General features: G+C 70.7%; 20 protein-coding genes. 11 read left to right on the forward strand and 9 right to left on the reverse strand.

Annotated features, from left to right (window positions below):
• Positions 1–283: 283 nt before the first annotated feature.
• Positions 284–1,495: a tyrosine--tRNA ligase gene (gene tyrS, locus QMK61_RS12145; protein WP_302072477.1), complete on the reverse strand. Its 1,212-nt coding sequence runs from the start codon at positions 1,493–1,495 to the stop codon at positions 284–286.
• Between the two features lie 179 nt (positions 1,496–1,674).
• Between tyrS and QMK61_RS12150 the strand changes: the two genes are divergently transcribed.
• Entirely contained in the window at positions 1,675–3,123 is a 1,449-nt protein-coding gene (locus QMK61_RS12150) for a peptidoglycan DD-metalloendopeptidase family protein (RefSeq protein ID WP_302072478.1), read from the forward strand.
• 12 nt (positions 3,124–3,135) lie between these two features.
• The gene (locus QMK61_RS12155; protein ID WP_302072479.1) at positions 3,136–4,254 is read left to right on the forward strand and encodes an anhydro-N-acetylmuramic acid kinase; all 1,119 of its coding nucleotides are present in this window, start codon (positions 3,136–3,138) and stop codon (positions 4,252–4,254) included.
• A gap of 6 nt (positions 4,255–4,260) precedes the next feature.
• On the opposite strand, the gene QMK61_RS12160 is transcribed toward QMK61_RS12155, so the two are convergent.
• From QMK61_RS12160 to QMK61_RS12170, 3 genes are all read right to left on the reverse strand, one after another.
• Positions 4,261–4,569, reverse strand: coding sequence for a hypothetical protein (locus QMK61_RS12160; RefSeq protein WP_302072480.1), 309 nt, complete (start codon positions 4,567–4,569; stop codon positions 4,261–4,263).
• 131 nt (positions 4,570–4,700) lie between these two features.
• Entirely contained in the window at positions 4,701–5,954 is a 1,254-nt protein-coding gene (locus QMK61_RS12165; RefSeq protein ID WP_302072481.1) for an MFS transporter, read from the reverse strand.
• Complete coding sequence (locus QMK61_RS12170) at positions 5,944–6,711, reverse strand: exodeoxyribonuclease III (protein WP_302072482.1); 768 nt, start codon at positions 6,709–6,711, stop codon at positions 5,944–5,946. Before QMK61_RS12170 ends, QMK61_RS12165 begins: the two co-directional genes overlap by 11 nt.
• On the opposite strand from QMK61_RS12170, the gene QMK61_RS12175 reads away from it, so the two are divergent.
• The 3 genes from QMK61_RS12175 to QMK61_RS12185 all read left to right on the forward strand — a co-directional run bounded on the left by QMK61_RS12175 (position 6,710) and on the right by QMK61_RS12185 (position 8,640).
• Positions 6,710–7,243 carry a GNAT family N-acetyltransferase gene (locus tag QMK61_RS12175; RefSeq protein ID WP_302072483.1) on the forward strand — a complete coding sequence of 178 codons (534 nt, stop codon included), beginning with the start codon at positions 6,710–6,712 and terminating at the stop codon, positions 7,241–7,243. The genes QMK61_RS12170 and QMK61_RS12175 overlap by 2 nt on opposite strands.
• A gap of 11 nt (positions 7,244–7,254) precedes the next feature.
• Positions 7,255–7,902: an orotate phosphoribosyltransferase gene (gene pyrE / locus QMK61_RS12180; protein WP_302072484.1), complete on the forward strand. Its 648-nt coding sequence runs from the start codon at positions 7,255–7,257 to the stop codon at positions 7,900–7,902.
• A 78-nt stretch (positions 7,903–7,980) separates the two neighbouring features.
• Positions 7,981–8,640, forward strand: coding sequence for a DUF4124 domain-containing protein (locus QMK61_RS12185; RefSeq protein ID WP_302072485.1), 660 nt, complete (start codon positions 7,981–7,983; stop codon positions 8,638–8,640).
• A gap of 16 nt (positions 8,641–8,656) precedes the next feature.
• Here QMK61_RS12185 and QMK61_RS12190 read toward each other — a convergent pair whose 3' ends face one another.
• The 3 genes from QMK61_RS12190 to coaBC are packed head-to-tail and all read right to left on the reverse strand — an operon-like array spanning position 8,657 to position 12,680.
• Positions 8,657–10,990, reverse strand: coding sequence for a phosphomannomutase/phosphoglucomutase (locus tag QMK61_RS12190; RefSeq protein WP_302072486.1), 2,334 nt, complete (start codon positions 10,988–10,990; stop codon positions 8,657–8,659).
• Positions 10,991–11,022: 32 nt separating this feature from the next.
• Positions 11,023–11,478 carry a dUTP diphosphatase gene (gene dut / locus QMK61_RS12195; RefSeq protein ID WP_302072487.1) on the reverse strand — a complete coding sequence of 152 codons (456 nt, stop codon included), beginning with the start codon at positions 11,476–11,478 and terminating at the stop codon, positions 11,023–11,025.
• Positions 11,475–12,680, reverse strand: a complete 1,206-nt coding sequence (gene coaBC / locus QMK61_RS12200) for a bifunctional phosphopantothenoylcysteine decarboxylase/phosphopantothenate--cysteine ligase CoaBC (protein ID WP_302072488.1) — start codon at positions 12,678–12,680, stop codon at positions 11,475–11,477. The genes dut and coaBC overlap by 4 nt, the downstream gene beginning before the upstream one ends.
• 95 nt (positions 12,681–12,775) lie before the next feature.
• Here coaBC and radC point away from each other — a divergent pair, with 95 nt between their 5' ends.
• From radC to QMK61_RS12220, 4 genes are all read left to right on the forward strand, one after another.
• Positions 12,776–13,447: a DNA repair protein RadC gene (gene radC / locus QMK61_RS12205; RefSeq protein WP_302072489.1), complete on the forward strand. Its 672-nt coding sequence runs from the start codon at positions 12,776–12,778 to the stop codon at positions 13,445–13,447.
• Positions 13,448–13,884: 437 nt separating this feature from the next.
• Entirely contained in the window at positions 13,885–15,573 is a 1,689-nt protein-coding gene (argS, locus tag QMK61_RS12210; protein WP_302072490.1) for an arginine--tRNA ligase, read from the forward strand.
• Positions 15,573–16,265 (forward strand): SPOR domain-containing protein, encoded by a 693-nt coding sequence (locus QMK61_RS12215; protein ID WP_302072491.1) that lies wholly within the window; start codon positions 15,573–15,575, stop codon positions 16,263–16,265. Before argS ends, QMK61_RS12215 begins: the two co-directional genes overlap by 1 nt.
• Before the next feature lie 88 nt (positions 16,266–16,353).
• Positions 16,354–17,106: an SDR family NAD(P)-dependent oxidoreductase gene (locus QMK61_RS12220; RefSeq protein WP_302072492.1), complete on the forward strand. Its 753-nt coding sequence runs from the start codon at positions 16,354–16,356 to the stop codon at positions 17,104–17,106.
• 18 nt (positions 17,107–17,124) lie between these two features.
• On the opposite strand, the gene QMK61_RS12225 is transcribed toward QMK61_RS12220, so the two are convergent.
• Positions 17,125–17,487 carry a helix-turn-helix domain-containing protein gene (locus tag QMK61_RS12225; RefSeq protein WP_302072493.1) on the reverse strand — a complete coding sequence of 121 codons (363 nt, stop codon included), beginning with the start codon at positions 17,485–17,487 and terminating at the stop codon, positions 17,125–17,127.
• A 107-nt stretch (positions 17,488–17,594) separates the two neighbouring features.
• On the opposite strand from QMK61_RS12225, the gene QMK61_RS12230 reads away from it, so the two are divergent.
• A complete protein-coding gene (locus tag QMK61_RS12230; RefSeq protein ID WP_302072494.1) occupies positions 17,595–17,906 on the forward strand; it encodes an antibiotic biosynthesis monooxygenase family protein in 312 nt (103 codons plus the stop codon).
• The gene (locus QMK61_RS12235) at positions 17,903–18,373 is read left to right on the forward strand and encodes a group II truncated hemoglobin (RefSeq protein WP_302072495.1); all 471 of its coding nucleotides are present in this window, start codon (positions 17,903–17,905) and stop codon (positions 18,371–18,373) included. Before QMK61_RS12230 ends, QMK61_RS12235 begins: the two co-directional genes overlap by 4 nt.
• A gap of 29 nt (positions 18,374–18,402) precedes the next feature.
• Here the strand turns inward: QMK61_RS12235 and QMK61_RS12240 are convergent, their stop codons facing one another.
• Entirely contained in the window at positions 18,403–19,188 is a 786-nt protein-coding gene (locus tag QMK61_RS12240; protein WP_302072496.1) for a 3-hydroxybutyrate dehydrogenase, read from the reverse strand.
• Positions 19,189–19,258 lie beyond the last annotated feature (70 nt).

Genomic DNA, 19,258 nt, shown 5'->3' on the forward strand with positions numbered 1-19,258 from the left:
AAAGATCAACCACTTGCGCCCGATTCCTCGAAACGCCCCAGAACATTTCGTCCCGGGTGAGCCGCCCATTCTACATCCCTTTCTACTGCCGTCAACACCCTCGAGAAGATTTTCTGCTGCCGAGGATGTTGCCGTAGGAAGAACCACTGCGGCGGGCGGCGAATACTAGGGAGAGGCCCTCTGCTTGGCAAGCTTTTTCGCGAAAATTTTTCGATGTTTCGCGCAACCCCTTGCCTGCGCTCATCATGGGAACTCTCCGCAAACCGCATCCGCCTCGCGCCGTTCAAGCAGCGACGAGGCGCACACGGGCGAAGTTGCGCTTGCCCACCTGCAGCACGCCCTCGAAGCCGGCGCCGAACACGCGCTGCGCGTCCTCCACCACCTCCGCGTCGATGCGTACCGCACGCTCCTTGAGCTTGCGGTTCGCCTCGGAATTGCTGGCGGTGAGCCCTGCCGCCGTGAGCAGCGCGGGCAAGCGCAGGCCTTCGGCGGACACCACGATCTCGCTGAGCGGCAGCAGCGACATGTCGCCCTCGCCGCGCACCACCGCGTGCCAGCCGGCGATGGCCTGCTCGGCGGCGGCCGCGTCATGGAAGCGCGCGGCCAGTTCGCGCGCCAGGCGCAACTTGGCGTCGCGCGGATTGAGCGACCCACCCTCCACTTCGCGCTTCATGCGCGCCAGTTCGTCCAGCGTCACCTCGAAGCTGAGCAATTCGAACCAGCGCCACATCAACGCGTCGTCGATCTTCATCGTCTTGGTGACGATGTCGATCGCCGGCTCGTCGATGCCGATGTAGTTGCCCAGCGACTTGGACATCTTATTGACACCGTCCAGGCCCTCCAGTAGCGGCATGGTCAGCACGATCTGCGGCGGCTGGCCGTGGTGCTCCTGCAGCGCCCGTCCCATCAGCAGGTTGAACTTCTGGTCGGTGCCGCCGAGCTCAACGTCGGCTTCGAGCGCCACTGAGTCGTAGCCCTGCACCAGCGGGTAGAGGAACTCGTGGATGGCGATCGGCTGCTGGGCGGCATAGCGCTTGGCGAAATCGTCGCGCTCGAGCATGCGCGCCACGGTGTGCTGCGCGGCCAGCCGGATCATGTCGGCCGCGCCCATCTTGCCGAACCACTCGGAGTTGAAGCGCACCTCGGTGCGCTCGCGATCGAGCACTTTGTACACCTGCGCGGCGTAAGTCTCGGCGTTCCTGAGCACGTCCTCGCGGCTCAGCGGCCTGCGGGTGACGTTCTTGCCGGTGGGGTCGCCGATCATCCCGGTGAAGTCGCCGATCAAGAAGATCACCTGGTGCCCCAGATCCTGGAACTGGCGCATCTTGTTGAGCAGCACCGTATGGCCCAGGTGCAGGTCCGGCGCGGTGGGGTCGAAGCCGGCCTTGATGCGCAACGGGCGACCGCGCTTCAGGCGCTCGGCCAGCTCCTCGCGCTTGATGATCTCGTCCGCGCCGCGCGCGATAGTGGCCAGCGCCTGCTCAAGCTCGCTCATGCATTCCTCGGGGTTGTCGATTGAAGGGATACGTCGCGAAGGTTGCGCCGCACCATGGCCGTTAATTGTGCGTTAATCGCCAACCTCGCGCAAACCATTGATGGAAAAGGCGTTGACGCCGTTTGCACAAGCTCGTTATGGTACGCGCCGATTGATACTTTGTTACGCGGGGGGCCGGCATGGGCGAGGGCAAACGAGGCAGGCGCTTGATGCGCAAACAGGCGATCTGCCGCAAGGCGCAGCGACGCCATTCCCACTTCTACCAGCGCTGCGCGCACTGGTCGCTGAGCCCGCTCCACGCCGAAGCCGAACCGATCCGCTGGCACCGCGAACGCTGGATGCTCGCGGGCACCGCGCTGCTGATCACCGTGCTGTCCGGCCTGCTGATGCCCGCCTGGGCCAGCGCGATGCGCCCGGCACCGGTGCCGCCCGCGCGCACCCTGCTGCCCCTGGCGCTGCCCAAGCTGCCCCCGCCGACGGTCGACCGCACCAGCTTCGAGGCCTGGCGCACGGTACGCGTGCAACCCGGCCAGACCCTGTCCGACATCTTCCAGGCCCAGGGTCTGAGCCTGGTCGACCTGCACCAGGTGATCCAGGCCACCGGCGACCCCGAGCCGCTGCGCATGATCCGCCCGGGCGAGGCCTTCGACTTCCTGCTCGGCCGCGGCGGCAGCCTCGACGGCTTCCGCTTCGACAAGGACGAGACCACCCGCACCGTGGTGCGCTTCGACGGCAATGCACCCGCCGTCAGCCAGGAGCAGCGCGAACTGAACGTGCGCGAGCACGTGGCGCACGGCGTCATCGAGGATTCGCTGTTCGGCGCCGCCGCCAAGGCCGGCATGAGCGACGCGATGGTGGTCAAGCTGGCGGACATCTTCAAGTACGACATCGACTTCATCAAGGACATCCGCAGCGGCGACAGCTTCACGGTGATCTACAACGACGTCTACCGCGACGGCGCCTACCTGCACGAAGGCGACATCGTGGCGGCCGAGTTCGTCAACCAGGGCAAGCGCTACACCGCCTACCGCTTCAAGCAGGCCGACGGCACCATCGGCTGGTACAGCGAAGACGGCCGTCCGCTGCGCAAGTCGCTGATGCGCACGCCGGTGGCGTTCACGCGCATCTCCTCGCGCTTCAGCCTCGCCCGCAAGCACCCCATCCTGGGCTACACCCGGGCGCACAAGGGCGTGGACTACGCCGCGCCCAAGGGCACGCCGATCCACGCCGCCGGCGACGGCACCATCGTCTACCGCGGCTGGGAGAACGGCTACGGCAACTTCGTGCTGATCAAGCACAACAGCACCTACTCCACCGCCTACGGCCACATGTCGGGCTTCGCCAAGGGCGAGCACGTGGGCACTCACGTGCGCCAGGGCGAAGTAATCGGCTATGTCGGCATGACCGGCCTGGCCACCGGTCCGCACCTGCACTACGAAGTGCGCATCGACGGCCGCGCGGTGAATCCGCTCACCGTGACCATGCCCAAGCCGCAGCCGCTGCCCGCCGCGCAGCTGGCGAAGTTCGAGGCCAGCGTGGTGAAGCCGCAATTGGCGCGGCTGAAGATGCTCGACACCCGCTACCGCCTGGCGCACGCCAACACCGCCGGCAGCACGCACGACGAATAAGCCGCACGCCGCATGGATGACACCCGCGGGCTGTACCTCGGCCTGATCTCCGGCACCAGCGCCGACGGCATCGATGCCGCACTGGTGCGCTTCGAGGACGACACGCCGCGACCCGTCGCGGCACGCGTGCACCCGTGGCCCGCCGAACTGCGCGAGCGCATCCTCGCCGTGGCGCAGGACGAGCTCCGGCTGGACCTGGACGCCTATGGCCGCCTCGATGTGGCGATCGGCGCCTGCTTCGCCGACGCCGCGCGCCAGCTGCTCGCCGAAAGCGGCACCGATCCCGGCGCGGTGCGTGCGATCGGTTCGCATGGCCAGACGCTCCGCCATCGCCCGCACGGCGAACATCCCTTCACGCTGCAAGTGGGCGACCCGAGCGTGATCGCCGAGCGCAGCGGCATCGACGTGGTGGCGGACTTCCGCCGCGCCGACGTCGCCGCCGGGGGCCAGGGCGCGCCGCTGCTGCCCGCGCTGCACGCGATGCTGCTGGCCGCGCCGGGCCGCGAGCGCGCGGTGCTGAACCTCGGCGGCATCGCCAACATCACCGTGCTGCGGGCCGATGGCGGCGTGCTGGGCTTCGACACCGGCCCCGCCAACGGCCTGATGGACGCCTGGTGCCTGCGCCATCGCGGCGAGGCCTATGACCGCGACGGCGCCTTCGCTGCTGCCGGCCGCGTGGACGAGGCGCTGCTGCACGCGCTGCTTGCGGACGCCTACTTCGCGCTGGCGCCGCCCAAGAGCACCGGCCGCGAGCACTTCCACCTGGCCTGGCTCGACGCGCACCCGCGCGTGGCCGCGCTGGCGCCGGCCGACGTGCAGGCCACCCTGCTCGAACTCACCGCGGGCAGCGTGGCCGACGCGATCCGCGCCCATGCCCCGCAGGCGACCGACGTGGTGGCCTGCGGCGGCGGCGTGCACAACCCCGTGCTGATGCGCCGCCTGGGTGAACGGCTGGCACCGCGCGTGCTGCTGGACACCACCGCGTTCGGCATCGATCCCGATTACGTGGAGGCCACCGCCTTCGCGTGGCTGGCGCGGCAGCGCCTGCTGGGACGGCCGGGCAACCTGCCGGCGGTCACCGGCGCGCGCGGGCCGCGCGTGCTCGGCGCGGTCTACGCCGCGCCGCGCTGAACCGGTTCAGTCGCGGCCTTCCAGCAGCGGGTCGCCGAGGTTCGCGGGCGCCAGCTGCTCGGCGCGCGCCGAGGCCAGCGCCTGCAGCGCTTCCTGGAACACCGCCTTTTCCTTCGCGTCCCACTGGCCGCCGAGCACGGTCGCGGCATCCGGGTTGAGCAGGGTCTCGGCGAAGATGTTGCTGCTGGCCATGCCGAGCCCGTGCCGCAGCGCGTGCAGCACCACGTCGTTGATCGACCATTGGCGATCCTTGGCCAGCGACTTGATGCGCTCGGCCATCAGGCTGTCGATGTGACGTATCACGAGATCCGGCATCGCGTTGCTCCGTGCGCACGCTGAGCCCCCTGCGCGACCATGGTGGCGGTGCCGGCACACCTGGACAAGTGCCCGTTGCGGAACGCCCGCACATTTCCGGCGCGAGGCGCCTGGAGATCGTGAACAGGCTCTCAATGCGCCCGGACGCGCTCCACGCGGCCGATCGCCTCGCGCAGGGCGACCACCAGCAGCAGCCCCGGCAGGGCCGACAGCGCGGTGATCGCGAAGAAGTTCGACCAGCCCACGTGCGGCACCAGCCAGGCCGCCAGCGGCCCCAGGAACACCCGTCCCACCGCCGACAGCGAGGACAGCAGGGCGTACTGGGTGGCGGAGAAACGCACGTTGCACAATGCCGTCACCAGCACCACGAAGGCCGTGCTGCCCAGACCGCTGAAGAAGTTCTCGGCCCCCACCACGATCGCCAGCGCAGCCAGGTCCGGCCCGCTGTGCACCAGCCAGATGTAGCCCAGGTTCACCAGCGCCTGGCACACGCCCAGCACCAGCAGCGCGGTGAACAGCCGCAGCCGGGTCACCACCCAGCCGCCGGCCAGCGCGCCGAGCAGGCCGGCGAACAGGCCGAAGGTCTTGTTGATCGCACCCAGCTCGGTGAGGCTGAACTGCGGCACGCGCAGCAGGAAGGTGGTGGACAGCGACAGCGCGAACGCGTCGCACAGCTTGTACAGCACCATCAGCGCCAGCCAGGCCAGCGCCAGCACGCCGTAGCGCTCGAAGAAATCCATGAACGGCCGCACCACCGCCTCGGCGAAGCTGTGCAGGGGCTGCTCGTCGGGCGCCTCCGGCGAGGTGGCGGTGACCACGATCGCCGCCAGCATCAGCGCGCCCATCAGCCGGTACACCCAGGCCCAGCCCAGGTGGTCGGCGAGGATCAGCGCCAGCGCGCCGGACACCAGCATCGCCGCGCGGTAGCCGCCCTGCATGAAGGCGATGCCCCAGCCGCGTTCCTCCGGCCGCAGCAGGTCGGTGCGGTGGGCGTCGTAGGCGATGTCCTGGGTCGCGGACGAGAACGCCACCAGCACGGCGAGCAGTACCAGCATGGCCGCCGCCTTCTGCGGCGTGTGGAAGCTCATGGCGACCAGGGCGCAGCCGCAGATCGCCTGCATCAGGGCGATCCATCCGCGGCGGCGGCCCAGCCACGGCAACTGGAAGCGGTCGAGCAGTGGCGACCAGAGGAACTTGAACACGTAGGCCGTGCCGGTCAGCGTGACCCAGCCGATGTCCCTGAGGCTGAGGCCGGCGGTGGTGAACCACGCCTGCAGGGTCGGGTTGGTCAACGCCAGCGGCAGGCCGGAGGCGAAGCCCAGCAGCCCGACGCTGAGGATGCGCCAGCGGCGGCCGGGCGCGGCGGCCACGTCTTCAGTCGGCATAGTCGACGGTATACGGCGCGTGGTCGGAGAAGCGCTCGCCGCGGTAGATCGAGCAGGCCTTCAGCCGCTCGCGCAGCGAGGGCGTGGCGATCTGGTAGTCGATGCGCCAGCCCACGTCGTTCTCGCGCGCGCGGCCGCGGTTGGACCACCAGGTGTAGTCCTGGCCCTCGGGGTGCAGCGTGCGGTAGCTGTCCACCCAGCCGGCCTCGACCAGGCCGTTGAGCCAGGCGCGCTCCTCCGGCAGGCAGCCGGAATTCTTCTGGTTGGACTTCCAGTTCCTGATGTCCTTCTCGCTGCGCACGATGTTCCAGTCGCCGCAGATCACGTAGTCGCGGCCGCTCTTCAGCCAGCCGTCGAACACCGGCGCGATCCATTCCATCGCGCGGAACTTGAACTGCTGGCGCTCCTCGCCCGACGAGCCGGACGGGAAGTACAGCGACACCACGCTCAGCATGCCGAAGCGCGCCTCGACGTAGCGGCCCTCGTTGTCGAATTCGTCCCAGCCCAGCTCGGTCAGCACCTCGTCGGGCTCGCGCCGGGCGTAGATCGCCACGCCCGAGTAACCCTTCTTGCTGCTCGCGTCGCGGTAGAAGCAGTGGTGACCGTCGGGGCGGAACATCGGGTCGGCGAGCTGGTCTTCCTGCGCCTTGGTCTCCTGCAGGCAGACCACGTCGGCGCGCTGGCCGCGCAGCCATTCGAACACGCCCTTGTTCGCGGCCGAGCGGATGCCGTTGGCGTTGAGGGTGATGATGCGCATGGCGACTCCCGAAGCGATGGCGGGCATCATAGCAACCATGCCCACGCCACCCGCCATCCGCGTCTGCCCGGTGACGCCCGCGCTGCGCGAAGCCGTGCTGAAGATGCACGTGCGGCCGGCCCAGGACGGCTTCGTCAGCCCGCCGGCGCGCACCCTGCCCGACGCCGAGCAATGCCCCGGCAGCGAGCCGATGGCGATCCTGCTCGGCGACACGCCGGTCGGCTACTACCGGATCGAACGCAGCGCCCGCGGCATCACCGGCCGGGACGCCGACGCCGATGCGCTGGGTCTGCGCTCGTTCCAGCTCGACGCCGCTTGGCAGGGCCGCGGCCTGGGCCTGCCCGCGCTGGACGCGCTGCTGGCCGACCTGGCGCTGCGCCACCCGCAGGCCCGCCGCGTCGTGCTCGCGGTGAACCGCGACAACGCCGCCGCGCTGGCGCTGTACCTGCGCGCCGGCTTCGCCGACAGCGGCACGCTGTACCATGGCGGGCGCTCCGGGCCGCAGCACCTGCTGTGGCGCCCCCTGCCCTGACGAGACCCCGCATGCACGACTACCAGCGCGACTTCATCGACCTCACCCTCGAGCGCGAGGTGCTGCGCTTCGGCGAGTTCACCCTGAAATCCGGCCGCCAGAGCCCGTACTTCTTCAACATGGGACGGATCGACTCCGGCGCCGCGCTGGCCCGGCTGGGTCGCGCCTACGCCGCCGCGGTGGAACGCGCCGGGCTGGCGGTGGACATGCTGTTCGGCCCCGCCTACAAGGGCATCGCGCTGGCCGCCGCCACCGCCATCGCGCTGGCCGAGGCGCACGGCCGCGACCTGCCCTGGGCCTACAACCGCAAGGAAGCCAAGGACCACGGCGAAGGCGGCGTGCTGGTCGGCGCGCCGCTCAAGGGCCGCGTGCTGATCGTGGACGACGTGATGACCGCCGGCACCGCGGTGCGCGAGTCGCTGGCGCTGATCCGCGCCCACGGCGCCGAGCCGGCCGGCGTGCTGATCGCCCTGGACCGGCAGGAGCGCGGCCAGGGCGAGCTTTCCGCCGCCCAGGAAGTGCAGCGCGACTACGGCATCCCGGTGGTCGCCATCGCCAGCCTCGCCGACGTGCTGGCGTATGCCGGCGAACGCCCGGCGCTGGCCGCCGAGCATGCCCGCCTGCTCGCCTATCGCGAGCGCTACGGCGTCGCCGCATAGCGTTCCATGCGCGGCAACGTGATCCGCATCCGGTGTCGCCGCGGCCCCATGGCTATACTGCCGCGCAAGGGGGAATACATGCGCATCCATGCTTTCGTCATCGCGCTGGCCGCGCTGGCCGCGCTGGCCGCCGGGTTGCCGGCCCACGCGCAGCAGTCGAAGAACAACGGCGTCCGCTACCGCTGGGTGGACGCCAAGGGCCTGCCGCACTACAGCGACAGCCTCAGCGAGGGCGCCATCAAGGCCGGCTACGACGTGCTCAACGGCCAGGGCATGGTGGTGCAGCACGTGGACAAGACGCTCACCGCGCAGGAACGCGTCGCGGCGGAGAAGCTCGCCACGCAGCGCGCCGCCGCGCAACGTACGGCCCGGCAGCACGAGCGCGACGACATCCAGTTGCTCAACGCCTACCCGGACGTGGCCGCGTACCAGACCGCCCTGCAGCAGATCCTGGACAATCTGGACCAGCAGATCGGCACCACCCGGATCAACCTGCACAGCCAGGAAAAGGCGCTGGCCGACCTGCTGGCCCGCGCGGCCGACCTGGAAAACGCCAAGGAACCGGTGCCGAAGCCGCTGCACGACCGCATCGCCAGCCAGCGCGACGTGGTCGCCGACCAGCGCGCCACGCTGGCGCGCCAGCAGGACCAGCGCGACGCCACCGCACAGAAGCAGGCGCAACAGTTGCAGCACTTCCGCGAACTGAAGGAAGCGCAGAAGCAGGAACGCGGCTACTGAGACTGCGCTCTCCGGTTCAGAACGGCAGCTTCAGCCCCGGCTCGACCCGCAGCAGCTGTTCGCGGAACACCTGCTGGATGCGCGTGAGCGCCGCCTCGCTGTCGGCGTCGAAGCGCAGCACCAGCACCGGCGTGGTGTTGGAGGCGCGCACCAGGCCCCAGCCGTCCGGCCAGTCGGCGCGAACGCCGTCGATGGTGACCAGGGTGGCGTCGCCGAACTGCGCCTGCGCCTTGAACTTCTCCATGAAGCGGTAGTGCTCGCCCTCGGCCAGCTCGATCTTCAGCTCGGGGGTGGAGACGCCCTTGGGCAGGGTGGCGAAGATCGCCTCCGGCGTGCGCCCCTCCAGGTCGCCGGCGAGGATCTCCAGCAGCCGCGCGCCGGCGTAGATGCCATCGTCGAAGCCGTACCAGCGTTCCTTGAAGAAGAAGTGGCCGCTCATCTCGCCGGCCAGTTCGGCGCCGGTCTCGCGCATCTTGGCCTTGATCAGCGAATGGCCGGTGCGCCACATCAGCGGGCTGCCGCCGGCTTCCAGCACCTGGCCCTTCAGGTGGCCGGTGCACTTCACGTCGTAGATGATCGTGGCGCCGGGCTGGCGCGACAGCACGTCGCGCGCGAACAGCATCAGCAGGCGGTCGGGGTAGACGATCTCGCCGTCCTTGGTCACCACGCCGAGGCGGTCGCCGTCGCCGTCGAAGGCCACGCCGAGGTCGGCGCCGACCTGCTTCACCGCGAGCACCAGGTCCTCCAGGTTGTGCGGGTCGGACGGATCCGGATGGTGGTTGGGGAAGTGGCCGTCCACCTCGCAGTACAGCGGCACCACCTTGCAGCCGATCGCCTCCAGCACCTGCGGCACCACCGCGCCGGGGATGCCGTTGCCGCAGTCCGCCACCACCTTGAGCGCGCGCTCGGTCTGCACGTCGGAGGCGATCCGCTCGATGTAGTCGGGCACCACGTCCACGTGGCGCAGGCCGCCCTGGCCGTCGTCGTCCAGCGCGCCCTCGACGATGCGCCGGTACAGGTCCTGGATCGCGCCCTCGGACAGCGTCTCGCCGCCCACCACGATCTTGAAGCCATTGTAGTCCGGCGGGTTGTGGCTGCCGGTCACCGCCACGCAGCTGCCGGTGTTGAAGCGGTAGGCGGCGAAGTAGATCACCGGCGTGGGCGCGGCGCCCACGTCAATCACGTCGATGCCGGCGGCGCGCAGGCCGTCGGCCAGGGCGCCGGCCAGCTCGGGGCCGGACAGGCGCCCGTCGCGGCCCACCACGATCTCGCGCAGACCCTTCTCGCGCATGACCATGCCGATCGCCTGGCCCAGCGCCTTGGCCACCTGCGCGGTGAGCGTCGTGCCGACCACGCCGCGTACGTCGTAGGCGCGGAAGATGCCGGGGTCGACCTCGGCGGGGCTCGCCGCCGGCGGCTGCGGCGCGGGACGGGCGGCCGGCGGGCGCGGGACGGCCGGCGCGCGGGGCGGACGTTGTTCGGACACGGACGACACTTGGGGTTCCTCGAAAGTTGAAGGTTCCGGCGCACGCGCACGCGCGCGGCGCCACAGCAGCCAGCCGCCGCCGCCCAGCCCCAGCAGGGCCAGCAGCAGCGCCAACGCCAGCGACTGCGTCAGCACGATGTAGGCGCCGGGCTGCGCCACCGCCACGCTGAGCGTGCTGCCCGGCACCGGCTTGCCCACGGCTTCCACCTCGCCGGCGATGCTGCCGTGCGAGAGCAGCGCCAGGGCGCCGTTGTCGCCGTCCTGCTGCAGCACCAGTCTGCCGCCGCTTGGCGGAACCGCGTCGAAACGCCGCTGCAGCGGCGCGAACGGCAACTCGATCCAGGCCCAGGCCACCGGCCGCCGACCGGGGCCCACCGGCAGCACCTCGCTCAGCCGGCGGCCGTCGCCGCCGTGCGGGATCGTCTGCATCGGCGGCACGCCATCGGCGCTCTGCGCGGCCATCAGCTGCGCCGCCTTGGCGTAGCCGAACTGGCGGTAGTTGGCGTGCAGCACCTCGTCGAGGCTGCCGCTGTACAGCTCCAGCTGCAGCGCCTGCGGCAGCCGTTGGCGCAAGGCGACGGCCGCCGCAGCGGGGTCGGCCTGCACCCGCACGGGATCGACGCCGGCCAGCGCCTGCGCCAGCTGCGTGCGTTCGCGCGCGATTTCCGCCGCCAGCACCTGCACGGCCTGGTCCCGGGCCTGGTTCACCCGCGCCGTGGCGCGGCCCTGGTCGGCGATCAGCCAGGCCTGCCAGGCGCAGAACAGGCCGCCCAGCAGCAGCACGGTGGCGCCGGCCAGCGACAGCAGGCGGCCTGCGTCGAACTGCTTCGCCGTGCGCTGCCATCGCGCGAGGTTCATCGTCATGTCCCGCCCCCACAGGTCCAGACCGAAAGCACCTAGTGTCGCCCGGTGGAACCAAAACCGCCTTCGCCGCGCGCCGAGGGCGTGAACTCCGTCACCTGCTTCAGCCGCGCCTGCGCCACCGGCACCAGCAGCAGCTGGGCGACGCGCTCGCCCACCGCGATGGTGTAGGGCTGCGGGCCGCGGTTCCAGCAGGAGATCATCAGCGGGCCCTGGTAGTCCGCGTCGATCACGCCGACCAGGTTGCCCATCACCAGGCCATGTTTGTGGCCCAGCCCGGAACGCGGCACCACCAGGGCGCACCAGCCCGGGTCGCCGATGTGGATGGCGATGCCGCTGGGCACCAACGCGCTGTCGCCCGGCTGCAGGGTCAGTGGCGCGTCGATCGCGGCGCGCAGGTCCATGCCCGCGCTGCCAGCGGTGGCCGGTTCGGGCAACGGGATGCTGTCGCCCAGCCGCGGGTCGAGGACCTTCAGCTCGACGTCGATCATGCGCGCGACGCCTTGTAGCGCGCCGCCACCTCGGCCACCAGCTGGCGCGCCAGCTCGGCCTTGCCGGTGCGCGGCAGCTCCAGTTCGCCGTCGGCCCAGTACAGGGTGAGCGCGTTGTCGGCGGTCTCGAAGCCCAGCCCGCCGCCGACCTGGTTGGCGGCGATCATGTCCAGCCCCTTGCGCGCCAGCTTGCCGCGCGCATAGGCCGCCACGTCGTGGGTCTCGGCGGCGAAGCCGACCAGGAACGGATGCCGCGGCCGTGCCGACAGGCTGGCGAGGATGTCGGGGTTCTCCGCCAGCTGCAGCACCAGGTCGGCGCCGGCCTGCTTCTTCAGCTTGCGCTCGGCCACCTCGGCCGGACGATAGTCCCCCACCGCGGCGGCGCCGACGTAGATGTCCGCCCGTGCGCAGGCGTCGAGCACCGCCGCCTGCATCTGCGCCGCGCTGCGCACGTCGACGCGCGCGGCCACGCCGGGCGGCGTGGGCAGGCTTACCGGCCCGGCCACCAGGGTGACCCGCGCGCCGGCCTCGGCGGCAGCCTGCGCCACCGCGAAGCCCATCTTGCCGGAGCTGCGGTTGCCGATGAAACGCACCGGGTCGATGTCCTCGAAGGTGGGGCCGGCGCTGACCACCACGTCCAGCCCGGCCAGCGCGCCGTCGCCGAACGAGGCCGCCAGCGCGTCGCGCAGCTCGTGCGGCTCCAGCATGCGGCCGGAGCCCACGTCGCCGCAGGCCTGCTCGCCCGCCGCCGGCCCCAGCACGTGCACGCCGCGCGCGCGCAGCGTGGCCAGGTTGGCCTGCACCGCCGGGTGCGCCCACATCTGCTGGTTCATCGCCGGCGCCAAGTACAGCGGCGCGGCACTGGCCAGGCACAGCGTGGCCAGCAGGTCGTCGGCGTGGCCATGGGCCAACCGCGCGATCGCGTCGGCGCTGGCCGGCGCGACCAGGATGCGCTCGGCCCAGCGCGCCAGCTCGATGTGGCCCATCGCCGCCTCGGCCTGCTCGTCCCACAGGCTGGTGCGCACCGGCTGGCCGGACAAGGCCTGGAACGTGGCCACGCCGACGAAATGCGTGGCGCCCGCGGTCATCACCACGCGCACCTCGGCGCCCCGCTCGCGCAGGCGCCGGACCAGTTCGCAGGACTTGTAGGCGGCGATGCCGCCGGACACTCCGAGCAGGATGCGACGATTGGCTAGGCTCATGTAAGTAAGCGCTGACTGACGTTCAGCCCTAGCTTACTGGATTCGCCCGGCTTTCCCGCTGCCGTCTTCGCGCCCCGGCCCGCATGCTGGCGGGCATGAGCATCCGCAACTGGCCCGAGGGCGAACGTCCCCGCGAGAAACTGCTGGCGCGCGGCAGCGCCGCGTTGTCCGACGCCGAACTGCTGGCCGTGCTGCTGGGCAGCGGCGTGCGCGGCAAGGACGCCATCGCGCTGGGCCGCGAGCTGCTGGCCGGCACCGGCAGCCTGGGCGCCCTGCTCGGCCGGCCGGACCGGGCCGTGCGCGCCACCGGCCTGGGCCCGGCCAAGCGCGCCCGCATCGCCGCCGCGCTGGAACTGGCCCGGCGCAGCCTGGCCGAGCAGTTGGCCGAGCGCCCGAGCCTGGGCAACCCGCGCGACAGCGGCGCATTCCTCAGCGCCCGCCTGCGCCACCTGCCCTACGAGGTGTTCGCCTGCCTGTACCTGGACAACCGCCACCGCGTGCTGGCCTTCGAGGAACTGTTCCGCGGCACCGTGGATGGCGCCAGCGTGCACCCTCGCGAAGTGGTGCGTGCCTGCCTGCACCACAACGCCTGCGCGGTGATCTTCGCGCACAACCATCCTAGCGGCGTGGCCGAGCCCAGCGCCGCCGACCGCGCGATCACCCACGAACTGCGCGACGCGCTGAAGCTGGTCGGCGTGCGCGTGCTGGACCACCTGGTGATCGGTGCCGGCGCGCCGGTGTCGATGGCCGCACGCGGCCTGATCTAGGGAGGCGCAAAAAAAACGGCGCGGACCGTGGGTCCGCGCCGCGGCTGCCGGGGGGGAGGGGCGCAGCCATCGCCGTATCGCACCGACGGGGAGGTTCGGGGATACGCGACCAGTGTGGCCGCGCCGCGTGACGCGCGTGTGACACGCCAGACCGCGCCAGTGCGCGCCAACTTATGCACACACGCCCGGTGGCGCCGTTTGTCGGCCACGACCTCCCGCCGACATCAGGTTCACATCACAAGACATTGTTCTACATATGTTTTTGTCCTGAAACTTCATTTCAGGGCCATGTCGGCCGGATTCCCGCGCCAGGCGAGGCAACTTTCCCCACAGAGTTATCCACAGCGCTGTCCACGTTGTCCCCGGACGGCGCCGGGCGGGCTGGCATGGGCACGGTCTGTTACGATGCAGGGTTCCATCGAAGACGATCCCACCCCATGAAGCAACCGCTGCGCGACCTGCTGCTGCAGGCCCTCCAGGCCCTGCGGAACGACGGCACCCTGCCCGCCGACCTCGACCCGCCCGGGTTCGTGATCGAACGCGCGCGCAGCCGCGAGCACGGCGATTTCGCCACCAACCTGGCGATGCTGCTGGCCAAGCCGGCGCGCGCCAAACCGCGCGAGCTGGCCGAGAAGCTGGTCGCCGCGCTGCCGGCCAGCCCGCTGCTGGCGAAGGTGGAGATCGCCGGGCCCGGCTTCATCAACTTCTTCCTCGCTCCCGGGGCCTACCACGCCGAGGTGCGGCGCGTGTTCGCCGAAGCCGCCGCCTACGGCCGCAATGCCAGCGGCGCCGGCCGCACCGTGGGCGTGGAGTTCGTCTCCGCCAATCCCACCGGCCCCCTGCACGTGGGCCACGGCCGCAATGCCGCGCTGGGCGACTGCGTGGCGCGCCTGCTGGAAGCCAGCGGCTGGGACGTGAAGCGCGAGTTCTACTACAACGACGCCGGCGTGCAGATCGCCAACCTGGCGACCTCGGTGCAGGCGCGCGCGCGCGGGCTGGCCCCGGGCGACGCCGGCTGGCCGGAGGACGGCTACCGCGGCGACTACATCGCCGACGTGGCGCAAGCCTACCTGGCCGGCGACAGCGTCACCGTGGAAGGCCATACCGTCGCCGGCGCGAAGGACGCGGAGGACCTCGACGCGATCCGCGCCTTCGCCGTGGCCTACCTGCGCCGCGAGCAGGACCTGGACCTGAAGGCCTTCGGCGTCGGCTTCGACACCTACTTCCTGGAATCCTCGCTGTACGCCGACGGCAAGGTGGAGGAGGCCGTGCGCGAGCTGGTCGCCCACGGCCACACCTACGAGGACGGCGGCGCGCTGTGGCTGCGCAGCACCGACTTCGGCGACGACAAGGACCGCGTGATGCGCAAGTCCGACGGCACCTACACCTACTTCGTGCCGGACGTGGCCTACCACCTGTCGAAGTGGCAGCGCGGCTACGGAAAGGCGATCACCGTGCTGGGTTCGGACCACCACGGCTCGCTGGCGCGCGTGAAGGCCGGCCTGCAGGCGCTGGACGCCGGCATCCCCAAGGGCTACCCCGACTACCTGCTGTACCAGATGGTCACCGTGATGCGCGGCGGCGAGGAGGTGAAGATCTCCAAGCGCGCCGGCAGCTACGTCACCCTGCGCGACCTGATCGACGAGGTGGGCAAGGACGCCACGCGCTACTTCCTGATCTCGCGCAAGGGCGACTCGCAGCTGGTGTTCGACATCGACCTGGCCCGCTCGCAGACCAACGACAACCCGGTCTACTACATCCAGTACGCCCATGCCCGCGTGTGCAGCGTGCTGCGCCAGGCCGGCGAGAAGGGGTTCACGTTCGACCCGGATAATGGCCTGGCGCACCTGGCGCGGCTGGACAACGAGCACGAGCAGGACCTGCTGACCGAGCTGTCGAAGTACCCCGAGGTGGTGGAGGCCGCGGCGGCCGGCCTGGAGCCGCACCTGCTCGCCAACGGGCTGCGCGAACTGGCCAACGCCTTCCACGTCTACTACAACTCGCATCAGTTCCTGGTCCACGACGGGGACCTGCGCGACGCGCGGCTGGCGCTGGTGGTGGCGACCCGCCAGGTGCTGCGCAACGGTTTGGATTTGCTGGGCCTGGGCGCCCCGGAGAGCATGTGATGGCAGCACGCAAGGGCAAGGGCCGGCAGGCCGTGCGCAACAACGGCGGTGGATTCCCCAGCTGGGCCGGCGTGCTGATCGGCATCGCCATCGGCGCGGTGGTCGTGGTGATGCTGATGCGCCACTCGCTGATGCCGATGGCGCCCAAGGGCCCGCAGCCGAACGCGCAGGCCACCGCGCAGCCCGGCAGCGACGCCGGGCTGCAGCCCTCGTCCGGGGGCAGCGCGCCGCAGAAGCCGAAGTACGACTTCTACTCCGTGCTGTCGGAGAAGGAGGTGCGCATCCCCGACGCCGAGATCAGCGCGCAGGCCCGCGCCGAGCAGCAGCAGAAGCAGCAGGCCGCCTCCCAGCAGGCGCCGCAGCCCGCGACACCGCCACCCGCCGCCAACGCCCCGGCCGCGGTCACCCAGAACGTCACCGCCGCGCCGCCCTCGACCGTGCAGCCGGCCGCCACGGGCAACGGCTACCTGCTGCAGGTCGGCGCCTTTCCCGACGCCGCCGACGCGGAAGCGCTGAAGGCCAAGCTGGCGCTGCAGGGCTTCGTCGCCAACGTGCAACCGGTCAACGTGGGAGGCCAGACCTACCACCGCGTGCGCCTGGGGCCCTACCACTCCGCCACCAGCCTGGAATCGGTGAAGCAGCGGCTGGCGTCGGCGGGGATCCATGCGATCGCACTGAAGGAAGGCCGGTAGGCGCTCCCCTGCGCAACCGTCGGCGAAGGTACGTCTTCGCCGCCGCCGCGGGCTTTTCGCGCGCCGGGCGCGCTCCTACACTGGGCGGATGACGACCAAGACTGCCTGGATCACCGGCGCCACCGCCGGCTTTGGCGCCGCCACCGTGGAACGCTTCGTCGCCGGCGGCTGGCGCGTGATCGCCAGCGGCCGGCGCGCCGAGCGGCTGCAGAAGCTGGTGGATGCCCACGGCGCCGACAAGGTGCACACGAACGCCTTCGACATCCGCGACGAAGCCGCGCTGCACGCCGCCGTCGACGCCCTGCCGCCCGCCTTCGCCGGCGTCGACCTGCTGGTCAACAACGCCGGCCTGGCGCTGGGTACCGCGCCGGCGCAACGGGCCGACCTGGCGCAGTGGAAGCAGATGATCGACACCAACGTCACCGCGCTGGCGGCGATGACCCACCTGTTGCTGCCCCGGCTGATCGAACGCCGCGGCGCCATCGTCAACATCAGCTCGATCGCCGGCAGCTACCCCTACCAGGGCGGCAACGTCTACGGCGCCACCAAGGCCTTCGTCACCCAGTTCTCGCAGAACCTGCGCGTGGACCTGCACGGCACCGGCGTGCGCGTCACCTCGATCGAGCCCGGCATGGCCGAGACCGAGTTCACCCTGGTGCGCACCGGCGGCGACCAGGCCGCGTCCGACACGCTCTACGCCGGCGTCCACCCGATCACCGCCGGCGACGTCGCCGACACCATCTGGTGGATCGCCAACCTGCCGCCGCACCTCAACGTCAACCGCATCGAGATCATGCCAACCAACCAGTCGGCGGCGGGGCTGCAGGTGCATCGCGGCTGAGCCGGGGCCCGCACGCGATCAATCGCCCTCGCCTGCCGGGATTCCGTACTCCGCGCCCAGCGCGCGGTGGTGGACCTTGCCCCAGCTCGCCAGCGCATTCAGCGCCGGCCGCAGGCTGCGGCCAAATTCGGTCAGCCGGTAATCCATGCGCTGCCCCTGCGCGTCGCGCACCGTGCGGCGTATCAATCCGTCCGCCTCCAGTTGCCGCAGCTGCTGGCTGAGCACCTTGTGCGCCACCTGTGGCATGGCGACCTGGAAGTCGCTGAAGCGGCGGGACCGCGTCGACAGCAGCCACAGGATCATCGGTTTCCACTTGCCGTGGATCAGGCTGAGCGTCACGTCGACGGGACAGGCGAATGTTTTCCGGCGAGCGGTGGCCATGCGGAAACCTGTGGGCGGGCGGCTTGGTAACTTTCCGGTGCGTATCTTTTCGCGCGGAAGCGGCGGGAGAATGCCAGGCATCGCCGCAACCCGTCGAGGGTCGAAGCATGATCGTGGAGTACATCCGCTACAAGATCCCGTCGGCGGACGCCGCCCGCTTCGAACAGGACTACGCCGAGGCCGGACGCAGCCTGGACGCTTCGCCGCATTGCCTGGGCTACGAGCTGGCCGGCTGCCTGGACGAGCCGCAAAGCTACATCCTGCGCATCCTGTGGGACTCGGTGGGCGGCCACATGCAGGGCTTCCGCGGCAGCGCCGAGTTCCGCAGCTTCTTCGCCGCGATCAAGCCCTACGTCGGCATGATCGAGGAGATGCGCCATTACCGCGCCACGGCGGTGCAGCGGACGAAGACGCCATGAGCGACGACAGTATCCCCAGCCTCTACGAATGGGCCGGCGGCCTGCCCGCGCTCGAGCGCCTCACGGAGGTCTTCTACCGGCGGGTGCCCGACGATCCGCTGCTGGCACCGCTATTCGCCCACATGGACGCGCGGCACCCGCATTTCGTGGCGCTGTTCCTGGCCGAGGTCTTCGGCGGACCGCCGGTCTACACCCGGGAACGCGGAGGCCACCACGCCATGCTGTCACGACACGTCGGGCGGCACCTGGACGAGGCGCAGCGCGCGCGCTGGATGGCGCTGCTGCTCGAATGCGCCGATGCCGCCGGGTTGCCGGACGATCCGGAATTCCGTTCCGCCTTCGTGGGCTACGTGGAATGGGGCACGCGGCTCGCCCTGCTCAATTCGCGCCTCGACGTCCCGCCCGACGGGCATGCGCCGATGCCCGCATGGGGATGGGGCGAGACCGGCGGGCCGTATCGGGGCTGATGCGGGCCCGGGAACGGGCGGCGCGGCGGCTACTGCATGTACCAGCCGTGGCTGACCACGATGCTCTGCCCGGTCAGTGCGGCGCTGGGGAAGGTGGCCAGGTGGAGCGCGGTCTGCGCGATGTCCTCCACCGTGGTGAACACGCCGTCCACGGTGTCCTTCAGCATCACGTTCCTGATCACCTCGTCCTCGCCGATGCCGAGCTCCTTCGCCTGCTCGGGAATCTGCTTCTCCACCAGCGGCGTGCGCACGAAGCCGGGGCAGATCACGTGCGAGCGCACGTTGTGCGGCGCGCCCTCCTTCGCCAGCGTGCGGGCCAGGCCGAGCAGGCCGTGCTTGGCGGCGACGTAGGGCGCCTTCAGCTTCGAGGCCTCGTGCGAGTGCACCGAGCCCATGTAGATCACGATGCCGCCGCGGTCGCCCTGGTACATGTGGCGCAGCGCGGCGCGGGTGGTGAGGAAGCCGCCGTCGAGGTGGATGGCGAGCATCTTCTTCCAGTCGGCGTAGCTGAACTGGTCAATGGGATTGATGATCTGCACGCCGGCGTTGGAGACCAGGATGTCCAGCGCGCCGAAGGCGGCGACCACCTTGTCGGTGCCCGCATCCACCGCCGCCTCGTCGGTGACGTCCATCGCGACGCCGAGGGCCCGGCCACCCGCGGCGTTGATTTCCGCGGCCGCCGCGTCGGCCGCCTGCCGGTTGATGTCGCAGATCGCCACCTTCGCGCCGTGCTTCGCGTACAGCCCGGCGATCGCCTTGCCGATGCCGCTGGCCGCGCCCGTGACCAGGGCCACCTTGCCGTCGAGGCTGCTCATGCGCTTGCTCCGTGAGGGGGAGCCCGCATTGTAGACAGCGGACGTGACGGCGCGATCAGGCGTCCGCCCG

The sequence above is a fragment of the Fulvimonas sp. R45 genome (assembly GCF_030504985.1).
In the GTDB taxonomy this organism is placed as follows: Bacteria; Pseudomonadota; Gammaproteobacteria; order Xanthomonadales; family Rhodanobacteraceae; genus Rhodanobacter_A.